The sequence below is a fragment of the Pseudomonas sp. GW821-FHT01A09 genome, from assembly GCF_058986725.1.
The window spans coordinates 254,305-275,713 of the sequence record NZ_JBYSWB010000004.1 but is presented as its reverse complement, the minus strand read 5'-3'; the positions used below and the strand labels follow the sequence as shown (position 1 = coordinate 275,713).

The following is a 21,409-nucleotide window of genomic DNA, read 5'->3' as shown; positions in this document are numbered from 1 at the left end:
GTTACCCGATCGCCCCTCGGCGGGAGTAGAATCCCGACTCAGCCCAGAGTACGTACCAATGTCCCAAGAGCTTACCGCCGAGCAGATCCAGCAGGTCCTGCAAGGTATCAGTGTGCCGCCGCAACCGCAGATCATGGTCGACCTGCAGATGGAGCAGTACATGCCCGACCCGGACCTCGAAGCGATCGCCCGTCTGATCGCCCAGGATCCGGGCCTGTCCGGCGCACTGCTGAAAATCGTCAATTCGCCCTACTACGGGCTGACCAACAAGATCGCCTCGATCCAGCGCGCAGTGAACCTGCTGGGCAGCCGTTCGATCATCAATCTCATCAACGCCCAATCGATCAAGGGCGAGATGAGCGACGAGACCATCGTCACCCTCAACCGCTTCTGGGACACCGCTCAAGACGTGGCCATGACCTGCCTGACGCTGGCCAAGCGTATCGGCTCCCAGGCCGTGGACGAAGCCTATGCGCTGGGCCTGTTTCACGATTGCGGGATTCCGCTGATGCTCAAGCGCTTTGCCGATTACATGGGCGTGCTTGAGCAGGCCTATGCCAGCGCCACGGGTGAATTTCGCGTGGTCGATACCGAGAACCAGGTGTTCAACACCAACCATTCGGTGGTCGGCTACTACACGGCCAAGTCCTGGCGCCTGCCGGAACACGTCTGCGATGCCATCGCCAACCACCACAACGCCCTGGCGATTTTCCGCGACGACTCGCCGCGCAACAATCAGCTGAAAAATCTTCTGGCGGTGCTGAAAATGGCCGAGCACATCTGCGCGTCCTACCGGGTACTGGGCAACCAGTCGGTGGACCATGAGTGGAATGCCATCGCGCCGCTGGTCCTGGACTACGTCGGCCTGTCAGACTACGACTTCGAGAACCTCAAGGAATCGATCCGCGAGCTCGGTGTGCGTTAAGTCTTTTTCGAGTCGAACATGCCTGAACTACCCGAAGTCGAAACTACCCGTCGTGGGATCACCCCGCACCTGCAAGGTCAACGTGTCAGCCAGGTGATCGTGCGCGATCGTCGCCTGCGCTGGCCGATCCCCGAAGATCTCGATGTACGCCTGTCCGGGCAGCGCATCATCGGTGTCGATCGGCGCGCCAAGTATCTGTTGATCAATGCCGAGGAAGGCACCCTGATCAGCCATCTGGGCATGTCGGGCAATTTGCGCCTGGTGGACGCCGGGTTGGCGCCGCTCAAGCATGAGCATGTGGATATCGTGCTGGAGTCCGGGCTGGCCCTGCGCTATACCGACCCGCGGCGCTTCGGTGCCATGCTCTGGAGCCTCGATCCGCACAATCACGAGTTGCTGATACGCCTTGGCCCCGAGCCACTGACCGACCTGTTCGACGGTGACCGGCTGTTCAGCCTGTCCCGCAACAAGAGCATGGCGGTCAAGCCATTCATCATGGACAACGCCGTGGTGGTCGGGGTGGGCAACATCTATGCGACCGAAGCGCTGTTTGCCGCCGGGATCGATCCGCGCCGCGAGGCGGGTGGCATTTCCCGGGCTCGATACTTGAAGCTGGCAGTGGAAATCAAACGCATCCTGGCCCATGCCATCGAGCGGGGCGGCACCACCTTGCGCGACTTCATCGGCGGCGACGGCCAGCCCGGCTATTTCCAGCAGGAGTTGTTCGCCTATGGGCGTGGCGGCGAGTTGTGCAAGCTGTGCGGCACCACGTTGCGCGAGGTCAAGCTGGGTCAGCGCGCCAGCGTATTCTGCCCGCGCTGCCAGCGCTGAGTCATATCTTGTTCGACACCCGTGGTCGCGGGCGCGCTGACAAGTGCCCGGACGCTGATATAGTTGAATACTGCGCTGTCGCGTTATCCCGAGTTGTCGCCCTTATCGAGCAGAAGGACTGTGTCATGAATGTTTTGCGCGTCTTATCGGTTGCCCTGGCGCTGTGCCTGGGCCTGTCCGCCATGCCAGCCGTCGCCGGGATGACAGAAACCACGCAGTCGAACACCAGCGGCGACCCGACCTATCAGATCCAGAACCCTCCCGCCTTCGCGATGATCGCCGACCTGATCATCGCCCGGCCGCTGCTGATCGCGGCGACGGTGGTCGGCGGTGCTGTGTTCGTGGTGTCGCTGCCGTTCACCGCGGCGGGCGGCAATATGGGCGCGGCAGGCAAGGCGCTGGTGGTGGACCCGGGCAAGGCCGCATTCGTGCGCTGTCTGGGCTGCACTACTTCGGGGTACGGCAAGACCAACGAGGATTGATCCGCGGAGGCGGGTCATGCCCCGCCTGTGATCCTGCGGTACTTTTCCATCAACTGCGCCTCGGTTTCCGGGTGCGCTTTATCCAGCGGGATGCAGTCGACCGGGCAGACCTGCTGGCATTGAGGCTCGTCGTAGTGGCCCACGCATTGGGTGCACAGGTTCGGGTCGATCACATAGATCTCTTCGCCCTGGGAAATGGCAGCGTTCGGGCACTCGGGTTCGCAGACGTCGCAGTTGATGCAATCGTCGGTGATGATCAGGGACATGGATACTCCAGCCCAAGCCAGACGCCCGGGCGTAACGAAACGAATGCGCGCAATTGTGCCGTATTAGCGCCCGCAGTGCACGCGGACGCGGATTCGTCGGTCGGATATCAGTTGGCGAAGCGCTGTTTGAGGGCGTCCGCGACGGCTGGATGGACGAATTTGGTGATGTCACCGCCCAGTGCGGCAATTTCCCGAACCAGCGTCGATGAAATGAACGAGTAGCGCTCCGAAGGCGTCAGGAACAGGCTTTCGACGTCCGGCGCCAATTGACGGTTCATGTTGGCCAGCTGGAATTCATATTCGAAATCCGATACGGCACGCAGGCCACGCAGCAGCACGTTGGCCCCTTGTTCCTTGGCGAAGTGCGCCAGTAGCGTCGAAAAACCTACCACTTCGACGTTGGGCAGGTGTCTGGTCACTTCCTGGGCCAAGGCCACGCGCTGGTCCAGTGGGAACAGTGGGTTCTTCTTGGGGCTCGCGGCGACCGCGATGACCACGTGGTCGAACAGGCGCGAGGCGCGCTCGACCAAGTCGCCATGGCCCTTGGTAATAGGGTCGAAGGTACCTGGGTACAACACTCGGTTCATCGCGTCGTCCTGGCGGGAGTCCGTTGGGGACTCGGATGGTATCGCAGCACGTGCAGTGGGGAAAGTCGGCATGTGCATGAGCAAAAGGTTCAGCCACTGCGCGGGTGAGCGCAAAAGTCCACTGCCAGGGTGTCGCAGGGGATGCAGCGTGGCGTTTGCGCTAGCGTCGGGCTAGCCAAAAATCGCTATTGGGCCGGCGATAGCAAAATCGTACTATGCGGATAAAAACCGGGCGCCGTCGCCCGCTGGACAAGAGATCCGAGTCAATGAAAACCCGCCAACGCATCGTGCAGGCCAGTCTGGAGTTGTTCAATCAGCAGGGCGAGCGGACCGTCAGCACCAACCACATTGCCGCTCACATGGAGATCTCTCCCGGCAATCTGTACTACCACTTTGCCAATAAGCAGGAAATCGTCGCCGAGTTGTTCGCTGAATACGAGCTAGGGGTCGATACTTACCTGCAGCTGCCAAAAGGAGTCAGTGTGGGTGTCGACGACATGCGTTTTTATTTGCAGCGGCTGTTCGAGAGCAACTGGAATTACCGCTTTTTTTATCGGGACCTTGAACATCTGCTGGAAAGCGACCCACAGCTGGCGGTGCGTTATCGGCAGTTTTCCCGGCGCTGCCTGAGTCAGGGGCAGGTGGTCTTCGCGGCATTCGCACAAGCCGGCCTGCTGCGTTTACATGCCGGGCAAGCGGAAGCGCTGGCCCTGAACGCCTGGATTATCCTGACGTCATGGACACGCTTTTTGACCACTTCTCAGGCCGCGACGGCGCAGCTCAGCGAGGAAGTGGTCAGGCGCGGGATTTTCCAGGTGCTGACCATGATCTCCGGGCTGGTCACGGAACCCTGGCAGGCTGCCGTTAATGTCTTGTTCGAAGAGTTCAACGTACCGCTGACGCTGGCCGAGGACTGAGGGCCGCGCAGTCGGCCGGGAACTTCGTTCCGGGCCATGAATCCATTCTGCATTTCTCAGGGAGGTTTACATGCCAATCGCGCAATTGATCAGCCCACAGGAGCTGTACGATCGTCTCGACGAGCCGGGGCTGGTGATACTGGACTGTCGCTTTGCTCTTGAAGATACCGACTACGGCCAGCGCAGCTATGCCGAGGGACACCTGGCCGGTGCGCGCTTCGCCGATCTGGACAAGGACCTGAGCGGCGCGGTGGTCAAGCAGGTGACCGGGCGCCATCCGCTGCCGGCACCCGAGGTGCTGGTCGAGCGGTTGAGGGCCTGGGGCGTCAACGCCGACAGCGAAGTGGTGCTGTATGACGACGGCCCGGGTGCGTTCGCCGCTCATGCCTGGTGGCTGTTGGCATGGCTGGGCAAGCGCGAGGGTGTCTATCTGCTCGACGGCGGCCTCAAGGCCTGGCATGCAGCTGGCTTGCCGCTCAGCCTCGATCCGCCGGCCCACGAAGCCGGGCACTTTTCCGGCCAGCCTGACAGCAATCTGGTGATCAGCGCGCAACAGTTGCAGGACCAACTTCAATCGCCAGACCTGACCTTGATCGATGCTCGGGCGCCCGCGCGTTTCCGGGGAGAAGTCGAGCCGATCGACCCGGTGGCGGGGCATATTCCCGGCGCGCGTTGCGCGGTGTTTACCGACAACCTCGCGGCAGATGGGCGATTCTTGCCGGCTGATCAGTTGAAGGCGCGTTTCGAGAAGATTCTCGCCGGGCGGCCGGCCAGCACGCTGGTGTCCTACTGCGGGTCCGGAGTGACGGCCTGTCACAATCTGTTCGCGCTGTGCCTGGCGGGCTATCCGTTGGTGCCGCTGTATGCCGGCTCCTGGAGCGAGTGGATCACCGACCCGCAACGGCCGCGGGCGACGGGGGACTGATAAAGGAACCTTGCGCCAGCCACTGCGGGATGCGCCGTTCCAGGTAATAGCTGGGGCGGCGCAGGCTGCCCTCCACGAAGCCGACGTGCCCACCTCGGGCATGTCGCTCGAAGGTCGTGCCGGGCGCGAGCTCATTGGGCGTCGGCAGGCTGTGCGGGAAAACGAAGGGGTCGTCCAGCGCCTGGATGATCAGCGTGCGAGTGCGGATGTCTCCCAGAAAATAGCGGCTCGAAGATTTGCGGTAGTAGTCCCGGGCATCGGCGAACCCGTGCAGGGGCGCCGTCACCCGGCCGTCGAAGTCCCAGAAGGTGCGCATCTTTTCCAGCGAGCCCAGGCTCGCCAGTTTTGCCAGCCCCTCTTTTTGCCCTTCACGTGAAAATCGCGCCTGCTTGTCCCGCACATAGGCCAACATCGCGCGCATGAAGTGCGCTTGGTAGATCTTGGAAAACCCCTGGCCGATACGGTCGGCACACTGATCGAGGCGAAAGGGTACCGACACCGCCACCGCACCTTGGAGCTGTGACTGCGTACCCGTTTCGCCCAGATACTTGAGCAGCACATTGCCGCCCAGCGAGTAACCCACTGCATACAACGGCGCCGAAGGACGGCGCGCACGCAATTGGCCAATGACTTCGGCCAGATCGTCGCTGGCACCGGAATGGTAACTGCGCACTTGCAGGTTGGGCTCCCCCGAACAACCGCGCCAGTTGATCGCGACGCTGGCCCAGCCTTGGGCGCCCAGCGCCTGCTGTAGCCCGGCGACGTAGGGCGAGTTGGACGAGCCGGTCAACCCGTGCAGCACCAGCACCAATGGCGCATCGGTGGTGTGCGGGCCATGCCAGTCGACATCGAGAAAGTCGCCGTCCGCGAGCCACAGGCGCTCTCGGGGTCTTTGCAGATGCACGGTCGGGCGCCACAGCGGGCCCCACAGCGTTTGCAGATGGGGATTGCCCAACCCGAGCGCCGGCTGGAAGGTCTCGGGTATCGCAACTGGCGTGTCAGCCACGATGGCCTTTTATCCCCGCTGCCACAGCGCGTAGTACACCTGGCCGGCCTTCTTTTCCCGGTGCAGACGCCAATTGGCGGGCAGCTCAAGGGTCGAAGGCGGCGTTTCGCTTTCGGTGTAGATCCATGCGCGTTCGTTCAGCCATGCTCGCTGTTCGAGCAGGACGCAAGCGCCCGCCAGCAGGTTCTGATGGAAGGGTGGGTCAAGGAACACCAAGTCGAACGGCGTCGCTGGCTGGGATTCCAGATAGCGCAGGGCATCGCTTTGCTGGAATTGGCCGACGCTGCATTCCAGCAGATCCAGGTTCTTGCGCAGTGAGGCAATGGCCGCAGCGTTGGTGTCCAGCGCCAGCCCCAGGCTCGCGCCTCGCGACAGCGCCTCCAGATACAGGGCGCCGCTGCCGGCGAACGGGTCGAGCACCTTGGCGCCTTCGATATAGGGCGCCAGCCAGTTGAACAGCGTCTCGCGCACGCGATCCGGGGTCGGGCGCAGGCCGGGAGCGTCGGGGAAGCTCAAGCGCCGGCTGCGCCATTGGCCGCCAATGATGCGCAGCTGGCCCAGGCCGCCGTGAACGGCCTTGGGAGTTTTGGGTGATGGACTGGCCATTAGTGCTCCGGGACCCCCAGCGGTTGCTCGGTGGGTCTCTCAGTAGGGGGCGGCAATGGCTTTTGCGCGAGGGTCGGGCCTGCCGTGACGATGACTAGTTTGTCGGCGTCCAGGTGCTTGTTCAATGCCGTTTTCACTTGGTCGACGGTCAGGGCCTGGGATTGCTGCATGAAATCCTCGATGAAGGTCAGCGGCAGGTCGTAGAAACCGATGGCGCCCAGCTGCCCGACGATGCTGCCGTTGCTGGCATTGGACAGCGGGAAGCTGCCGGCCAGTTCGCGTTTGGCGTCATCGAGCTCCTTTTGCGTGGGCCCGGTCTTCAGGTAATCGCGCAAGATGCCCTGCACCAATTTCAGCGTGCCTTCGCTGAGTTCGGCACGGGTCTGCAGGCTAATCATGAACGGGCCGCGAGCCTGCATGGCCGTGAAGGCGGAGTACACGCCGTAAGTCAGGCCGCGTTTTTCCCGTACTTCGCTCATCAGGCGAGTGCCGAATGCGCCGCCGCCGAGGATCTGGTTGCCCATGGACAGGGCGGCGTAATCCGGATCGTTGCGGTCGATGCCCAGTTCTGCCAGCAGCAAGTGAGTCTGCTTGGACGGAAACTCCAGATGGGTCAGAGCAGGCTTGGGTTCGTTCGGCTCGGCGACCACTGGCAGATGCGGGCCTTTGGGCAGCGACGAAGATACCTGCTCGGCGATGGCGTGAGCGTCGTCCACCGACAGGTCGCCCACCAGCGCAATCACCGCATTGCCGGCAGCGTAGGCGCGTTTGTGGAAGGCCTGCAGCTGCGCCAGGTTGATAGGCGGGATGGTCTGCGTCGTGCCGTCTGTGGCGTGCCCATAGGGGTGGGCACCGTAGAGCGCTTTGTACAGGGCCTGGCTAGCTTGCGCGCCGGGGTTCTGCTTCTGGTATTCAAGCCCGGCGAGAATCTGATTCTTGATGCGCGCCAACGAGTCGGCCGGGAAGGTCGGATGGCCGACCACTTCGGCGAACAGCTTGAGCGCCGGATCACGCTTGTCCGGGTCGCTCAGGCTGCGCAGCGAGGCCACGGCCATGTCGCGATAGGCGCCGTTGCTGAAATCTGCGCCCAGGCCTTCGAAGCCCTGGGCGATGGCCTCGACGTTCTTGCCCTTGACCCCCTCGTTGAGCATGGCATTGGTCAGCAGCGCCAGGCCGCCGGCGGCGCCGTCCTGGCTGCTGCCGGCGGCGAAGGTCACGCGCAGGTCGAACATCGGCAACTGGCGTGCTTCGACGAACAGCACCTTGCTGCCGTCCTTGGTCTGCCAGGTCTTGATGTCCAGCTTGCGGTGTTCCGGGGCCTTGCTATCGAGCTCCTTGAGGGTCTGCAGGCCAGTGGCCGGGGCCGGGGCGGACGCAGGCGCAGTGGCAGGCGCCGCGTCATCTGCAAAGGCCGGCAGGCTGGTGAAGGCAGCAAGCAGGCTGGCGATCAGGGCGGTGCCCAGGCGGCGTGCTTGATGGGGCGTGATGCGCTCAATCATGAGCCTTTTCCTCGGGCAATACGTGGGCGACGCTCAGGCGTTCGCGGGTGAAATAGGTGCGTGCGGCGGTCTGGATGTCCGCGGGCGTGACACTGTTGAGGTCATCCAGCTCGCTGTCCATGAGCTTCCACGACAAGCCGACGGTTTCCAGTTGACCGATGGTGGTTGCCTGGCGGCTGATGGAGTCCCGGCCGAACACCACGCCGGCGATGACTTCGGCGCGAACGCGCTCCAGTTCTGCAGCGGTGGGAGGTTTGTCCTTGAGCTGGTCGAGCACGCCCCAGAGGCCTTTCTCGACATCCGCCAAGGTCTTTTTCTTCTGCGTGTTGGGCGTGGCGGAAAGCATGAACAGCGTGTCGCCGCGGGTGAACGCGTCGTAGCTGGCCGAGGCGCTGGACACCAGCTCGGAGCCGCGCTCCAGCTGGGTGGACAGCCGCGCGCTGTAGCCGCCATCGAGCAGGGCAGCGATGAGGCGCAGCGCCTGGACGCCGCGAGGGTCCTTGGCGGTGGCCAGGCTAGGCACGTTGAAGGCCAGCATGAGGCTCGGCAGTTCGGTACGCACGTGCAGGGTAATCTGGCGTTCGCCCGGTTCGGCGACTTCCAGCGGGATTTTCGCCGGCGGCGTAGCGCGTCGCGCAATTGCGCCGAAGAAGCGCTGGGCCAGGGCTCTGACCTCATCGGGTTTGACGTCGCCGACCACGACCAGAGTCGCGTTGTTGGGCACGTACCAGGATTCGTACCAGTGGCGCAGCTCTTCGACCTTCATGCGCTCAAGGTCGGCCATCCAGCCGATGGTGGGGGTGTGATAGCCGCTGGCCGGATAGGCCATGGCCTTGAAGGCTTCGAAGGCCTTGGCGCTTGGCTGGTCATCGGTGCGCAGGCGGCGCTCCTCCTTGATGACTTCGATTTCCTTGGTGAACTCTTCCGGCGGCAGGCGCAGGGTGGCCATGCGGTCGGCTTCGAGCTCGAAGGCGACCGGCAGGCGATCCTTGGCCATCACCTGGTAATAGGCGGTGTAGTCGTCGCTCGTGAAGGCGTTCTCTTCCGCACCCAGGTCGCGCAGGACCCGGGAGGACTCGCCCGGGCCCATCTTGCTGCTGCCTTTGAACATCATGTGCTCGAGGGCGTGGGAAAGGCCGGTCTGGCCTGGCGTCTCGTAGCTCGAGCCGACCTTGTACCAGATCTGCGAAACCACCACCGGGGCGCGATGGTCCTCGCGCACGACGACCTTGAGGCCGTTGTCGAGGGTGAACTCGGTGGTGGGTTGGGGATCGGCGGCAAAAGCGGCGAGTGGCAGGCAAAAAGTACCGAGCAGCAGACCGGCAGCGCGGCGGGCAAGATCATTCATTCGATTTTGAACCTGTAAGGCTGCCCGCTTGGCCTTAGCGTCAGTGGGCGAGGAGGTGCTAGGATACTGATCCGGCTCGCTGGCGACCATGCCTGATGTGAACGCGGGCCTGCGATCATCTTGTCAGGATGTAACGCGTGAACGAGCCGGGTAAAAAGCAGTCTGTTCTGCGATATCAGAATTTTCAGAGGCGCCGCATTGGCGCGTCGCTACCTTGAGATAGCCGTCCTCCATGTTTGGTTCCAACGACGACAAGAAGACTCCGCCACCGGCTGGAGAGAAGAAAGGCCTGTTCGGATGGCTGCGCAAAAAGCCGCAGGAAATCACCCCCGAGCCGCCGCAAGCCCTTGCCCCAGAGACGCCCGAGACGCCTGATCTGGCTGTCGAGGTCGCGCCCGAGCCCGCCTTGACGGCCGCCCCGCCGGCGGTCGAGCCGGTCGCGACCGAGCCTGTGGCCAGCGGTCTGGTACTGCCGGTGCCCGAAGAGCCCGTGGCACTAGTGCCTGATGTAGAGGCAGAGGCGGTCGCGCCGTCGATTCCTCCGGTCACAGTACAGTCGCCGCCGCAAACCACGGCCGCGCCGCTGGTCGAACTCGCGCCGACGCCGAGCGGCCTGACCCCGGCGCCTGTCGCCGAGCAGCCTGCAGCAGTGGCCCCGGTTGCTGCGCCTGTGGTCGAGTATCCCGCGCCAGTGACCCAACAGCCTGCGCCTGTGGCCGAGCCTGCGGCTCGGGCCGTCGCGTCTCCTGCGCCCGCACCGCTGGTCCAGGCCTCTGCGGTCGCTGAACCTGCAGCGGTCCTCGCTCCAGTGTCCCCGGAGCCCACCAAAGCCGGCTTTTTCGCCCGCCTCAAGCAGGGCCTGAGCAAGACCAGCGCCAGCCTCGGCGAGGGCATGGCCAGCCTGTTCCTCGGCAAGAAGGCCATCGACGACGACCTGCTCGACGAGCTGGAAACCCGTCTGCTGACCGCCGACGTTGGCGTCGAAGCCACCAACCTGATCATCGGCAACCTGACGCAGAAGGTCGCGCGCAAGCAACTGACCGACAGCGATGCCTTGTACGCCTCTTTGCAGGCTGAGCTCTCGGCCCTGCTCAAGCCGGTCGAGCAACCGCTGGAGATCCCGGCGCAGCACAAGCCTTTCGTGATTCTGGTGGTGGGCGTCAACGGCGCCGGCAAGACCACCACAATCGGCAAGCTGGCGAAAAAGCTCCAGGGTGAAGGCAAGAAGGTCATGCTGGCCGCTGGCGACACCTTCCGCGCCGCTGCCGTGGAGCAATTGCAGGTGTGGGGCGAGCGCAATCGCATCCCGGTGATCGCCCAGCACACCGGCGCCGACTCCGCTTCGGTGATCTTCGACGCCGTGCAGGCCGCTACCGCCCGCGGTATCGACGTGCTGATCGCCGACACCGCCGGGCGTCTGCACACCAAAGACAACCTGATGGAAGAGCTGAAGAAGGTCCGCCGCGTCATTGGCAAGCTGGACGAGACCGCGCCGCACGAGGTGCTACTGGTGCTGGACGCCGGTACTGGGCAGAACGCGATCAACCAGGCCAAGCAGTTCAACCAGACCGTGGCGCTGACCGGTCTGGCGCTGACCAAGCTCGACGGCACGGCCAAGGGCGGGGTCATCTTCGCCCTCGCCAAGCAGTTCGGTCTGCCGATCCGTTACATCGGTGTCGGTGAAGGCATCGACGACCTGCGCACCTTCGAAGCCGAGCCCTTCGTCCAGGCGCTCTTCGCAGAACGGGAACGCTCATGATTCGATTCGAACAGGTCGCCAAGCGCTACCCCAATGGTCATGTGGGCCTGCACGAGCTGAGCTTTCGCGTTCGTCGCGGCGAGTTTCTGTTCGTGACCGGTCACTCCGGCGCTGGCAAGAGCACCCTGCTGCGCCTGCTGCTGGCCATGGAGCGGCCCACCAGTGGCAAATTGCTGCTGGCCGGGCAGGATCTGGGGCAGATCACTAACGCGCAGATACCTTTCCTGCGGCGGCAGATCGGCGTGGTGTTCCAGAATCACCAGCTCCTGTTCGATCGCACCGTATTCAACAACATTGCCTTGCCCTTGCAGATTCTCGGCCTGTCCAAGCCCGAGATCGCCAAGCGCGTCGATTCGGCGCTGGAGCGCGTGGCTCTGGCCGACAAGGCCGATCTCTACCCTGGCGACCTGTCCACCGGGCAGCAGCAACGAGTCGGCATCGCCCGCGCCATCGTCCATCGGCCGGCCTTGCTGCTGGCGGATGAACCCACCGGTAACCTCGACCCGCGCCTGGCGGCGGAAATCATGGGCGTGTTCGAAGACATCAACCGCCTCGGCACCAGCGTACTGATCGCCAGCCACGACCTGGCCCTGATCGCCCGCATGCGCCATCGCATGCTGACCTTGCAACGCGGCCGCTTGATCGGCGATGGGGAGGCCGGCCAATGAGTGCGACACGCAGTCCAAAAGTCTCCGATCGCGTGGCGCCCAAGGCCGCCGATCAGGAACCGCAGAAAAAAAAGCCGCACAACGACGATGACGGCCCGGCCTTCAGCCAACTGTTGCACGCCTGGCTCGAAAGCCATCGTGCCAGCCTGCTGGACAGCCTGCGGCGCCTAGGCAAGCAGCCGATCGGCAGCTTTTTCACCTGTCTGGTGATGGCGGTGGCTCTGAGTCTGCCCATGGGCCTGTCGTTGCTGCTCAAGAACGTCGAGCGGCTCGGCGGTTCCTGGCAGCGTGCGGCGCAGATCTCCCTGTACATGGATCTCAACGCCAGCGACAGCGACGGTCAGGCCCTGGTCGCCAAGGCCAAGGCGCTGGGTGGCGTGGCGGATGCCGAGTATATCGACAAGACGCGCGCCCTCGAGGAGTTCCAGCAGCAGTCCGGACTGGGCGAAGCGATCAAGGAGCTGCCGCAGAACCCCTTGCCGGGTGTAGTGGTGGTGACGCCGCTCGAAGTCGATAAGGCCGCGCTGGAGTCGTTGCGTCAGACCCTCTCGGAGCTGCCCAACGTGCAGCAGGCGCAGCTCGATCTGGTGTGGGTCGAGCGCCTGGCGGCGATTCTCAAGCTCGGAGATCGTTTCGTCTTCGGCTTGACGGTACTGCTGGTGGCCGCTTTGCTGCTGGTGATCGGCAATACGATTCGCCTGCACATCGAAAACCGCCGCGTCGAGATCGAAGTGATCAAGCTCGTCGGCGGCACCGACAGCTATGTGCGCAGGCCCTTTCTGTACATGGGTGCCTTGTACGGGCTGGGCGCAGGAATTCTTTCATGGGGCATACTGGCATTTGGCCTTGATTGGCTGAACGGCGCGGTCACCGGGCTCTCGGGCCTCTATGGAAGTGATTTTGCCCTGGGTGGAGTACCCCCCTCGGACGGCCTTTCCCTATTGCTAGGAGCAGTGCTGTTAGGGTATATCGGTGCATGGATTGCGGTGGCGCGTCATTTGCGAGAACTCGCGCCACGCTAATTATTTTGCCATTACGTACGTCCCTTCAGCATGTGGGAACTTGGTTCTCGGTTCCCTGTCTTATTACGCAGTGCTGAACTGCACGAGTCACGTGAGTCGGAGGTTTCTGTATGACCACTTCGTTGCAACCTGCTTATGCCTTGGTCCCGGGTGCGAACCTGGAGGCTTATGTGCACACGGTGAACAGCATTCCACTGCTGACACCCGAGCAGGAGCGTTCACTGGCCGAGAGTCTCTTTTACGAACAGGATCTGGGGGCGGCTCGGCAGATGGTGCTCGCCCACCTGCGTTTCGTTGTACACATCGCTCGTAGCTATTCGGGTTATGGCCTGGCGCAAGCCGACCTGATCCAGGAGGGCAATGTTGGCCTGATGAAGGCGGTCAAGCGCTTCAACCCTGAAATGGGCGTGCGCCTGGTGTCGTTCGCCGTGCACTGGATCAAGGCTGAAATCCACGAGTTCATCCTGCGCAACTGGCGGATCGTCAAGGTCGCGACCACCAAGGCGCAGCGCAAGCTGTTCTTCAACCTGCGCAGCCAGAAGAAGCGTCTGGCCTGGCTGAACAACGAAGAAGTGCATCGCGTGGCCGAGAGCCTGGGCGTCGAGCCCCGCGAAGTGCGCGAGATGGAAAGCCGTCTGACGGGCCAGGACATGGCCTTCGACCCGGCCGCGGAAGCGGACGACGACAGCGCCTTTCAATCGCCAGCCAATTATCTCGAAGACCACCGCTACGACCCGGCGCGTCAACTGGAGGATGCTGACTGGAGCGACAATTCCAACAGCAATCTGCACGAAGCCCTGGAAGTGCTGGATGACCGCAGCCGCGACATTCTCTACCAGCGCTGGCTGGCGGAAGAGAAGGCGACGCTGCACGAGCTGGCTGAAAAGTACAACGTGTCGGCCGAGCGGATTCGTCAGCTGGAAAAAAGCGCGATGAACAAGCTCAAGGTGTCCATCGCTGCCTAAGCGTGCTGCCTGAAACGCAAAAAGCCCTGACAATGTTCAGGGCTTTTTTGTGGGTAAGATCCGGTGGCCCCTTCGCGGACAAGCCTTGCTCCCACAGATGTAAGCCTGTGGGAGATTCTATGGTCTTGCGCAAACCGTGCCGGCCCCTTCGCCAGCAAGCTGTGCTCCCACAGGTGTACGGCTCAGGCCCGGTTTGCACTGTGGGAGCAAGGCTTGCCCGCGAAGGGGCCGGGTGCCATTACCCATTCACAAGGACAAACCTACTCCGCCCAAGGCGCCTTGCGCGAGTCGTTCAGCCGCAGCAAGTAATCATCCCCGCCCAGTTGCCCCATCTGCTGGCGAATCCAGCCCGCTCGGCGCTGCACGTAGGCGCTGGGGCGGCTGGCGCTCCAGTTGCGCGGATTGGGCAGTACTGCAGCCAGATAACTGGCCTGCTGGCGCGACAAGCTGGCCGCGCTGACGCCGAAGTGGTGCTGCGCCGCCGCCTGCGCGCCGAATACGCCGTCGTCCCACTCAGCGCTGTTGAGGTACACCTCGAGAATCCGCTGCTTGGGCCACAACACCTCGATCAGCACCGTGAACCAGGCCTCCAGCCCCTTGCGCACATAGCTGCGCCCGGACCACAGAAACACGTTCTTGGCCACTTGCTGGCTGATGGTGCTGGCGCCGCGGATCGAGCCACCTTGCTCGTTGTGCAGGAAGGCCGCCTGGATGGCGGGGAGATCGAAGCCCCAGTGCTCGGCGAAGCGCTGGTCTTCACCGGCGATGACCGCCACTTTCAGGTCATCGGAGATCTTCGCCCACGGCTGCCAGGTACGCTGCAGATCGATGGGCTGGCCATCGGTGAGGGATTCGATCTTGCGCTCGACCATCAGCATGGTCCCGGGCGGCGGGATCCAGCGGAACGCCAGGACCAACAGCACGCTGCCGACGGCGAACCAGAGCAGGGCTTTTTTGAGGCGATGCAGAAGGGTACGCAGCATGGATAGGCTTGGCCAAAGCGGGTGAGCGGGCCATTATACAGACCCTGTGCCCGAACACCTGTCCCCGGAGTTTCCAGATGCTTCGCAGTTTTCTGCTGTTGGCGGCCTTTTTCGGCTTTACCGGCGTTGCCCTTGGCGCCTTTGCCGCCCATGGTCTCAAGGATCGCCTGAGCGCGGATTACCTGGCGGTGTTTCACACCGGCGTCACCTATCAGTTGATCCACACCCTGGCGTTGCTCGCGGTAGCCATCCTCTGCACCCAGATACCCGGGCGCTTCATGACCTGGGCAGGCGTCCTGTTTTGCGTCGGCATCGTGCTGTTTTCCGGCAGCCTCTATGCCTTGACCCTCACCGGTATCGGCAAGCTGGGCATCATCACGCCCTTCGGTGGCCTGGCCTTCCTCGGCGGCTGGGTCTGCCTGGGCCTGGCGGCGTGGCGCCTGGGCTGAGCGCCTGGCATGGACGAATGGCGCCCCTGCACCTTGGTCATCGGCAGTGATCGGGCTAGAATGCCTCCCCTTGAAAATAATGGCTGCCAGTCGCATGCGTATCCAGCTGAACGGTGAACCCTACGAACTGCCCGAAGGCGAGACCGTCGCGGCGCTGCTTGCGCGTCTGGAGTTGACCGGGCGCCGCGTGGCCGTCGAGCTCAACCTGGACATCGTGCCGCGCAGCCAGCATGGCGCGACCGCCCTCAACGAGGGTGATCAAGTGGAAGTGGTACACGCCATCGGCGGCGGCTAGGCCGTCCCTTCGCTCGCTACGCCCTTACAGACCTCAACCGCAAGAGGATGACCGATGAGCAACGCTCGCACTGACAAGCCTTTTACCTTGGCTGGCCGCACCTATGGATCGCGCCTGTTGGTCGGTACCGGCAAATACCGTGACATGGAGCAGACTCGCCTGGCCATCGAAGCCTCGGGCGCCGAAATCGTCACCGTCGCCGTGCGCCGGACCAACATCGGGCAAAACCCCGGTGAGCCGAACCTGCTGGATATCCTGCCGCCGGATCGCTACACCATCCTGCCCAACACCGCTGGCTGCTACGACGCCATCGAGGCCGTGCGCACCTGCCGCCTGGCCCGTGAGCTGCTCGATGGCCACAAGCTGGTCAAGCTCGAAGTGCTGGCCGACCAGAAAACCCTGTTCCCCAACGTGATCGAAACCCTCAAGGCCGCCGAAGTGTTGGTCAAGGACGGTTTCGACGTGATGGTCTACACCAGCGACGACCCCATCATCGCGCGCCAGCTGGCGGAAATCGGCTGCATCGCAGTGATGCCGCTGGCAGGCCTGATCGGCACCGGCCTGGGTATCTGCAATCCGTACAACCTGCAGATCATCCTTGAAGAGGCCAAGGTCCCGGTGCTGGTGGACGCCGGTGTCGGCACCGCCTCCGACGCCACCATCGCCATGGAGCTGGGCTGTGAAGCCGTGCTGATGAACTCGGCGATCGCCCATGCCCAGGACCCGATCCTGATGGGCGAAGCCATGAAGCACGCGATCATCGCCGGGCGCATGGCCTACCTCGCCGGCCGTATGCCGAAAAAACTCTATGCCAGCGCGTCCTCGCCGCTGGATGGTCTGATCAAGTAAGAGCCGTTGATGACTGAATCAAACGAAACGCCGAACACCCTGGAAGACGCAGACGAGTCCAAGCACCGCCGCATCAAGAGTTTTGTGATGCGCGCCGGGCGCATGACCGAAGGCCAGCAAAAAGGTCTGGAGCAGGGCACGCCACTGTTCGTTCTGCCGCTGGCCGATGCGCCGGTGGATTACGACCAGGTGTTTGGTCGTTCGGCGCCGCGTTCGCTGGAAATCGGCTTCGGCATGGGGCACTCGCTGCTGGAAATGGCCGCCGCTGCTCCGGAGCAGGATTTTATTGGTGTAGAGGTGCACCGGCCCGGCGTCGGCGCGCTGCTCAACGGCGTGCTGACCCAAGGCCTGACCAATCTGCGAGTCTACGATTGCGACGCGATCGAAGTGCTCAACCGCTGCATCGCCGACAACAGTCTTGATCGCTTGATGCTGTTTTTCCCCGATCCGTGGCACAAGAGTCGTCACCACAAGCGCCGCATCGTCCAGGCCTCGTTCGCCGAGCTGGTACGCAGCAAGCTCAAGCCAGGCGGCGTGTTGCACATGGCCACCGACTGGGAACCCTACGCCGAGTACATGCTGGAAGTGATGAGTGTCGCGCCCGGCTATCGCAATCTGGCCGAAGACGGCAAGTGCGTGCCTCGCCCGGCCGAGCGCCCGGTCACCAAGTTCGAACGCCGCGGTGAGCGTCTGGGTCATGGGGTGTGGGATTTGAAGTTCGAAAAGATCGACTGAAAGCAGGTCTACCCTGTAGCGAGGGGGCTTGCCCCCGATAAGGCCCAAATCCCACCCGCTCTGCAGGTCAGTGCCGGCCTATCGGGGGCAAGCCCCCTCGCTACAGGGTTGGGCTTAGCGCCGGGTTTTAGCGCCGATCGTACAGGGTTGGGCTTGGCGCCGGGTTTTAGCGCCGATCGTACAGGGTTTGGCGTGGCGCCGGATTCAGCGCCGATCGGCCACCACACCGATCAACACCAGCACCACCAACAGCACCGGCGCCAGGCTGTAGTTGTTGAACTGGCTCAGCCCGCGGATCACCCAGGGCGTCACGTAGATCAGCGCCGCGCCGCTGCCCACCGCGCACACCAATGCCATCACCGGCACCCGCAATGCCCCGGCCAATGCGCCCAGGCGGCCTTCGATCCAGCCTTTGAAATCGGCACCGAACAGTACCAGCAGGCAGCCTACCAAAGCCAAGGCGATCTCGGAGATATGGCTGCGGCTCCAGCGAGACATGGACGCGAGCAGGTCGAGAACAAAATCCATGGGCAATCCTTAGGTCAAGAAGTACTGCAGTAGATCGTTGAGGAACAGCTGTCCCCGTGGGGTCGCAGCCAGGCGCGACGGTTCGACCTGCAAAAGGCCCTTTTGTTCGGCCTCGCGGCGCGCACCGGCCAGGCTGTGCAGGTCAAGGCCGGTGCGTTGGTGATAAAGCTCGGCGGCCACGCCATCGGTCAGGCGCAGGGCGTTCATCAGGAATTCGAACGGCAGTTCGTCGTCGCTCAGCGCCTTGTTGCCGGCCTGGAACGGCTTGGCAGGGTTCAGATAATCCTTGGGCAGCCGGGTTTTCCAGGTGCGCAGTATGCGGCCGTCGGGGTGGCTGAGCTTGCCATGGGCGCCGGCGCCGATGCCGATGAAATCGCCGAAGCTCCAATAATTCAGGTTGTGCCGCGCGGGGCGCCCAGGTTGGGCGTAGGCCGAGACTTCGTACTGGCTGTAGCCGTGACTGGCCAGAAGCGCCTGACCGGCCTCCTGGATGTCCCAGAGGATGTCATCTTCGGGCAGCAACGGCGGCTGATTCCAGAACACCGTGTTCGGCTCCAGCGTCAGCTGGTACCAGGACAGGTGGGTCGGCGCCATGGCGATGGCCTGGCGCAGATCGCCCAAGGCGTCGTCGAGGGACTGGTCGGGCAGGCCGTGCATGAGGTCGAGGTTGAAATTGTCGAAGCCGGCCTGGCGCGCCATGTCGGCGGCGCGGATCGCCTCGTCGCCATTGTGGATCCGTCCCAGCGCCTGCAACTTGGCTTCCTGGAAGCTCTGGATGCCGATCGACAGGCGATTGATGCCCAGCCCGCGATAAGCGACGAACTTGTTCTGCTCGAAGGTGCCCGGGTTCGCTTCGAGGGTGATCTCGATGTCGGCCGCAAACGCAATGCGCTGCTCGACGCCGGCCAGCAAGCGCCCGAGCGCCTTGGCGCTGAACAGGCTGGGCGTGCCGCCACCGAAAAAGATCGACGTCAGCGGCCGACCGTAGACGGCCGGCAGATCCTGATCCAGATCCGCCAGCAGGGCATCCACGTATTCCTCTTCCGGCAGCACCGCGCTGGCCGTGTGCGAGTTGAAATCGCAATACGGGCATTTGCGCACGCACCAGGGAATATGGATGTACAGCGACAACGGCGGCAACTGTGGCAGGCCCGGGCGCGGGGCCAGCGAGGAAAACCCGCTGGCGCCAGGGTGCAGCGTGTGGGTGTCGCCGGTCATTCGGGTTCCAGGCTCAAACGCTGACGCAGGATGGCCATGGCCCGCGCGCGGTGGCTCAGCAGGTTTTTCTCGCTGGGGCTCAGCTCGGCGCTCGAGCAGTTGCGCTCCGGCACCCAGAACAGCGGGTCATAGCCAAAGCCGTGATCGCCGCTGGCGGCGTGCAGAATGCTGCCGTGCCATAGGCCTTCGCAGAGAATCGGCAGCGGGTCGTCGGCATGCCGCACCAGCGCCAGCACGCAGACGAACTGCGCACCACGCTCGGCCTCGGGGACGGCCTCGAGGGCGTCCAGCAGTTTGGCGTTATTGGCGGCGTCGCCTTTGCCGTCGGCGTAGCGCGCGGAATAGATGCCCGGCGCGCCGCCGAGGTAATCCACCGCCAGCCCGGAGTCGTCGGCCAGCGCCGGCAGCCCGGAAATACGCGCGGCGTTACGCGCTTTGAGGATGGCGTTTTCGACGAACGACAGTCCGGTTTCTTCGGGTTCTACCTGGCTGAACTCGCCGATCGAGCGCAATTGCACTGCGTCGCCGAGCATGGCCTGGAGTTCCTTGAGCTTGCCGGCGTTGTGGCTGGCCAGTACGAGTTGCTTGAATTTCATGGGGTTGCCTGTAGCGAGGGGGCTTGCCCCGGAAAAATATTGCAGACGATCACTGCGCTAGACCGCGACCTGATGGGCCTGCAGCCCAGGGCTCTGGACCCGATAGATACCGATCTCCCCCAACAGATTAGGCCATAGCTTGCTGGCCCACCCGTGGCGATGCTGCTGATCGACGGCCAGGCGGTCGAGGACCTGCGCGGTGCGCTCCTGGCACAGCGCCTCGAAATCCTTGAAGGTGCAGAAGTGAATGTTCGGCGTGTTGTACCAGGTGTATGGCAAGAATTCCGACACTGGCATCCTGCCCTTGCTTGCCAGATACCAGCGGCAGCGCCAGTGGCCGAAGTTGGGGAAGGTGATGATGCACTGGCGGCCGACACGCAGCATTTCGTCGAGAATCCGGTCCGGATACTCCACCGCCTGCAGCGCCTGGGTCATGACCACTACGTCGAAGCTGTTGCTGGCAAAGTTGCCCAGGCCCTTGTCGAGGTCCTGTTCGATGACGTTGATGCCTTTGCGTACGCATTCGGTGATGTTGTCGGCATCGATCTCCAGGCCGTAGCCGCTGACCTGCTTGTGGTCGCGCAGCCAGGCCAGCAGTTCGCCGTTGCCGCAGCCCAGGTCGAGCACGCGGCTGCCGGCAGGGATCCAGTCCTGGATGATTTCTAGATCAGCTCGCATGGCAGCCTCAGAGTTCGATTCGGTTCATGTAGCTGGAGAAGGCTTGCAGATAGCGCGGGATCGGGATCAGGAAGGCGTCGTGGCCTTGCGGTGCGTCGATCTCCAGGTAGCAGACGTTCTTTTTTGCCGCCATCAGCGCATCCACCAGTTCCCGCGAGCGGGCCGGCGAGAAGCGCCAGTCGGTGGTGAACGACATCACGCAGAAATCCGCAATGACATTGGCGAAGGTCTTGGCGAGGTTGTCGTTATGGGCCGCCGCCGGGTCGAAGTAGTCCAGCGCCTTGGTCATCAGCAGGTAGGTGTTGGCATCGAAGCGCCCGGAAAACTCTTCACCCTGATATCGCAGATAGCTCTCGACCTGGAACTCGACGCTGTGAAAGTCGTAGTTGAGTTTTTCGCTCTTGAGCCCGCGGCCGAATTTCTCGCCCATGGAGTCATCCGACAGGTAGGTGATGTGCCCGACCATGCGCGCCAGCATCAGGCCGCGCTTGGGGATCACGCCCAGCTCCTGGAACGAACCGCCGTGGAACTCGGGGTCGGTGAGGATGGCCTGGCGTGCGACTTCGTTGAACGCGATGTTCTGCGCCGAGAGTTTGGGCGCGGAGGCGATCGCCAGGCAGTGACGCACGCGGGCCGGGTAGCTGATGGTCCACTGCAGCGCCTGCATGCCGCCTAGGCTGCCACCCACCACCGCGGCCCATTGGCGCACGCCCAGCAGGTCGGCCAGGCGCGCCTGGCTGTGGACCCAGTCTTCGACCGTGAGCACCGGGAAATCGGCGCCGAAGGGCTTGCCGGTGTCCGGATTGAGGCTGCTGGGGCCGGTGGAGCCGTTGCAGCCACCCAGGTTGTTGAGCGCCACGACGAAAAACCTGTTGGTGTCGATCGGCTTGCCCGGCCCGATGCAGCTGTCCCACCAACCCGGCTTGCGGTCTTCGGCAGAGTGGAAACCGGCCGCATGGTGATGGCCCGACAGCGCGTGGCAGATGAGCACGGCGTTGCTGGCCTCGGCGTTGAGCGTGCCATAGGTTTCGTAGATGAGGTCGTAGGCGGGCAGCGCACGGCCGCAGGCCAAGGCCAGGGGCTCGCTGAAATGAGCCAGCTGAGGTGTGACTAATCCGACGGAATCTTCGGGGAAGACAGTGGGCATCGACCCTGCTCTCGCATAAATGAGGCGTAAGTCTAAAGACCGCTGCCCTTAGCGGCAAGCGAAGCCATCAAGCTGCACAGGACTGGTTGACGGTGTAGCGAGGGGGCTTGCCCCCGATGGCGGTG

The 21,409-nt window shown here is 63.3% G+C and carries 25 protein-coding genes; 13 read left to right on the top strand and 12 right to left on the bottom strand.

Annotation, left to right across the window (positions count from 1 at the left end):
* Positions 1 to 112: 112 nt before the first annotated feature.
* From AC3WJP_RS07405 to AC3WJP_RS07395, 3 genes are all read left to right on the top strand, one after another.
* Positions 113 to 925, top strand: coding sequence for an HDOD domain-containing protein (locus AC3WJP_RS07405; RefSeq protein WP_493720625.1), 813 nt, complete (start codon positions 113 to 115; stop codon positions 923 to 925).
* Positions 926 to 943: 18 nt separating this feature from the next.
* The gene (mutM, locus tag AC3WJP_RS07400; protein ID WP_493720420.1) at positions 944 to 1,756 is read left to right on the top strand and encodes a bifunctional DNA-formamidopyrimidine glycosylase/DNA-(apurinic or apyrimidinic site) lyase; all 813 of its coding nucleotides are present in this window, start codon (positions 944 to 946) and stop codon (positions 1,754 to 1,756) included.
* 125 nt (positions 1,757 to 1,881) lie between these two features.
* Complete coding sequence (locus AC3WJP_RS07395; protein WP_493720421.1) at positions 1,882 to 2,238, top strand: multidrug transporter; 357 nt, start codon at positions 1,882 to 1,884, stop codon at positions 2,236 to 2,238.
* A 14-nt stretch (positions 2,239 to 2,252) separates the two neighbouring features.
* On the opposite strand, the gene AC3WJP_RS07390 is transcribed toward AC3WJP_RS07395, so the two are convergent.
* Both AC3WJP_RS07390 and coaD read right to left on the bottom strand, forming a co-directional pair.
* A complete protein-coding gene (locus AC3WJP_RS07390) occupies positions 2,253 to 2,504 on the bottom strand; it encodes a YfhL family 4Fe-4S dicluster ferredoxin (RefSeq protein WP_493720422.1) in 252 nt (83 codons plus the stop codon).
* A gap of 107 nt (positions 2,505 to 2,611) precedes the next feature.
* The gene (coaD, locus tag AC3WJP_RS07385; protein ID WP_226505459.1) at positions 2,612 to 3,091 is read right to left on the bottom strand and encodes a pantetheine-phosphate adenylyltransferase; all 480 of its coding nucleotides are present in this window, start codon (positions 3,089 to 3,091) and stop codon (positions 2,612 to 2,614) included.
* A 266-nt stretch (positions 3,092 to 3,357) separates the two neighbouring features.
* Between coaD and AC3WJP_RS07380 the strand changes: the two genes are divergently transcribed.
* Positions 3,358 to 4,008, top strand: a complete 651-nt coding sequence (locus AC3WJP_RS07380; protein WP_493720423.1) for a TetR/AcrR family transcriptional regulator — start codon at positions 3,358 to 3,360, stop codon at positions 4,006 to 4,008.
* A gap of 70 nt (positions 4,009 to 4,078) precedes the next feature.
* The gene (locus AC3WJP_RS07375; RefSeq protein ID WP_493720424.1) at positions 4,079 to 4,933 is read left to right on the top strand and encodes a sulfurtransferase; all 855 of its coding nucleotides are present in this window, start codon (positions 4,079 to 4,081) and stop codon (positions 4,931 to 4,933) included.
* Here AC3WJP_RS07375 and AC3WJP_RS07370 read toward each other — a convergent pair.
* From AC3WJP_RS07370 to AC3WJP_RS07355, 4 genes are read right to left on the bottom strand one after another with little or no spacing between them, the layout of a single operon-like run.
* Positions 4,896 to 5,939, bottom strand: coding sequence for a hydrolase (locus AC3WJP_RS07370; RefSeq protein ID WP_493720425.1), 1,044 nt, complete (start codon positions 5,937 to 5,939; stop codon positions 4,896 to 4,898). The genes AC3WJP_RS07375 and AC3WJP_RS07370 overlap by 38 nt on opposite strands.
* Positions 5,940 to 5,948: 9 nt before the next feature.
* Entirely contained in the window at positions 5,949 to 6,545 is a 597-nt protein-coding gene (rsmD, locus tag AC3WJP_RS07365; RefSeq protein WP_493720426.1) for a 16S rRNA (guanine(966)-N(2))-methyltransferase RsmD, read from the bottom strand.
* The gene (locus AC3WJP_RS07360; protein WP_493720427.1) at positions 6,545 to 8,044 is read right to left on the bottom strand and encodes a M16 family metallopeptidase; all 1,500 of its coding nucleotides are present in this window, start codon (positions 8,042 to 8,044) and stop codon (positions 6,545 to 6,547) included. Before AC3WJP_RS07360 ends, rsmD begins: the two co-directional genes overlap by 1 nt.
* A complete protein-coding gene (locus AC3WJP_RS07355) occupies positions 8,037 to 9,392 on the bottom strand; it encodes a M16 family metallopeptidase (protein ID WP_493720428.1) in 1,356 nt (451 codons plus the stop codon). Before AC3WJP_RS07355 ends, AC3WJP_RS07360 begins: the two co-directional genes overlap by 8 nt.
* A gap of 232 nt (positions 9,393 to 9,624) precedes the next feature.
* Here AC3WJP_RS07355 and ftsY point away from each other — a divergent pair, with 232 nt between their 5' ends.
* From ftsY to rpoH, 4 genes are all read left to right on the top strand, one after another.
* The gene (gene ftsY / locus AC3WJP_RS07350; protein ID WP_493720429.1) at positions 9,625 to 11,151 is read left to right on the top strand and encodes a signal recognition particle-docking protein FtsY; all 1,527 of its coding nucleotides are present in this window, start codon (positions 9,625 to 9,627) and stop codon (positions 11,149 to 11,151) included.
* Positions 11,148 to 11,819, top strand: coding sequence for a cell division ATP-binding protein FtsE (gene ftsE, locus AC3WJP_RS07345; RefSeq protein ID WP_493720430.1), 672 nt, complete (start codon positions 11,148 to 11,150; stop codon positions 11,817 to 11,819). The genes ftsY and ftsE overlap by 4 nt, the downstream gene beginning before the upstream one ends.
* Positions 11,816 to 12,841 carry a permease-like cell division protein FtsX gene (ftsX, locus tag AC3WJP_RS07340; RefSeq protein ID WP_493720431.1) on the top strand — a complete coding sequence of 342 codons (1,026 nt, stop codon included), beginning with the start codon at positions 11,816 to 11,818 and terminating at the stop codon, positions 12,839 to 12,841. The genes ftsE and ftsX overlap by 4 nt, the downstream gene beginning before the upstream one ends.
* A 110-nt stretch (positions 12,842 to 12,951) precedes the next feature.
* Positions 12,952 to 13,806 carry an RNA polymerase sigma factor RpoH gene (rpoH, locus tag AC3WJP_RS07335; protein WP_226505469.1) on the top strand — a complete coding sequence of 285 codons (855 nt, stop codon included), beginning with the start codon at positions 12,952 to 12,954 and terminating at the stop codon, positions 13,804 to 13,806.
* 260 nt (positions 13,807 to 14,066) lie between these two features.
* On the opposite strand, the gene mtgA is transcribed toward rpoH, so the two are convergent.
* Positions 14,067 to 14,789: a monofunctional biosynthetic peptidoglycan transglycosylase gene (mtgA, locus tag AC3WJP_RS07330; RefSeq protein ID WP_493720432.1), complete on the bottom strand. Its 723-nt coding sequence runs from the start codon at positions 14,787 to 14,789 to the stop codon at positions 14,067 to 14,069.
* A 77-nt stretch (positions 14,790 to 14,866) separates the two neighbouring features.
* Between mtgA and AC3WJP_RS07325 the strand changes: the two genes are divergently transcribed.
* The 4 genes from AC3WJP_RS07325 to trmB all read left to right on the top strand — a co-directional run bounded on the left by AC3WJP_RS07325 (position 14,867) and on the right by trmB (position 17,117).
* The gene (locus AC3WJP_RS07325) at positions 14,867 to 15,238 is read left to right on the top strand and encodes a DUF423 domain-containing protein (RefSeq protein ID WP_493720433.1); all 372 of its coding nucleotides are present in this window, start codon (positions 14,867 to 14,869) and stop codon (positions 15,236 to 15,238) included.
* A 94-nt stretch (positions 15,239 to 15,332) separates the two neighbouring features.
* A complete protein-coding gene (thiS, locus tag AC3WJP_RS07320) occupies positions 15,333 to 15,533 on the top strand; it encodes a sulfur carrier protein ThiS (RefSeq protein ID WP_493720434.1) in 201 nt (66 codons plus the stop codon).
* Between the two features lie 54 nt (positions 15,534 to 15,587).
* Positions 15,588 to 16,382 carry a thiazole synthase gene (locus tag AC3WJP_RS07315; RefSeq protein WP_311971935.1) on the top strand — a complete coding sequence of 265 codons (795 nt, stop codon included), beginning with the start codon at positions 15,588 to 15,590 and terminating at the stop codon, positions 16,380 to 16,382.
* A gap of 9 nt (positions 16,383 to 16,391) precedes the next feature.
* The gene (gene trmB / locus AC3WJP_RS07310; protein ID WP_493720435.1) at positions 16,392 to 17,117 is read left to right on the top strand and encodes a tRNA (guanosine(46)-N7)-methyltransferase TrmB; all 726 of its coding nucleotides are present in this window, start codon (positions 16,392 to 16,394) and stop codon (positions 17,115 to 17,117) included.
* Between the two features lie 204 nt (positions 17,118 to 17,321).
* Here the strand turns inward: trmB and AC3WJP_RS07305 are convergent, their stop codons facing one another.
* The 5 genes from AC3WJP_RS07305 to metX are packed head-to-tail and all read right to left on the bottom strand — an operon-like array spanning position 17,322 to position 21,284.
* Complete coding sequence (locus tag AC3WJP_RS07305; RefSeq protein WP_226505475.1) at positions 17,322 to 17,645, bottom strand: DUF3392 domain-containing protein; 324 nt, start codon at positions 17,643 to 17,645, stop codon at positions 17,322 to 17,324.
* Positions 17,646 to 17,654: 9 nt separating this feature from the next.
* Positions 17,655 to 18,863, bottom strand: a complete 1,209-nt coding sequence (gene hemW, locus AC3WJP_RS07300; protein WP_493720436.1) for a radical SAM family heme chaperone HemW — start codon at positions 18,861 to 18,863, stop codon at positions 17,655 to 17,657.
* A complete protein-coding gene (rdgB, locus tag AC3WJP_RS07295; RefSeq protein ID WP_493720437.1) occupies positions 18,860 to 19,459 on the bottom strand; it encodes an RdgB/HAM1 family non-canonical purine NTP pyrophosphatase in 600 nt (199 codons plus the stop codon). Before rdgB ends, hemW begins: the two co-directional genes overlap by 4 nt.
* A gap of 57 nt (positions 19,460 to 19,516) precedes the next feature.
* Positions 19,517 to 20,137, bottom strand: coding sequence for a methionine biosynthesis protein MetW (gene metW / locus AC3WJP_RS07290; protein WP_311971931.1), 621 nt, complete (start codon positions 20,135 to 20,137; stop codon positions 19,517 to 19,519).
* 7 nt (positions 20,138 to 20,144) lie between these two features.
* A complete protein-coding gene (gene metX / locus AC3WJP_RS07285) occupies positions 20,145 to 21,284 on the bottom strand; it encodes a homoserine O-succinyltransferase MetX (RefSeq protein ID WP_493720438.1) in 1,140 nt (379 codons plus the stop codon).
* Positions 21,285 to 21,409 lie beyond the last annotated feature (125 nt).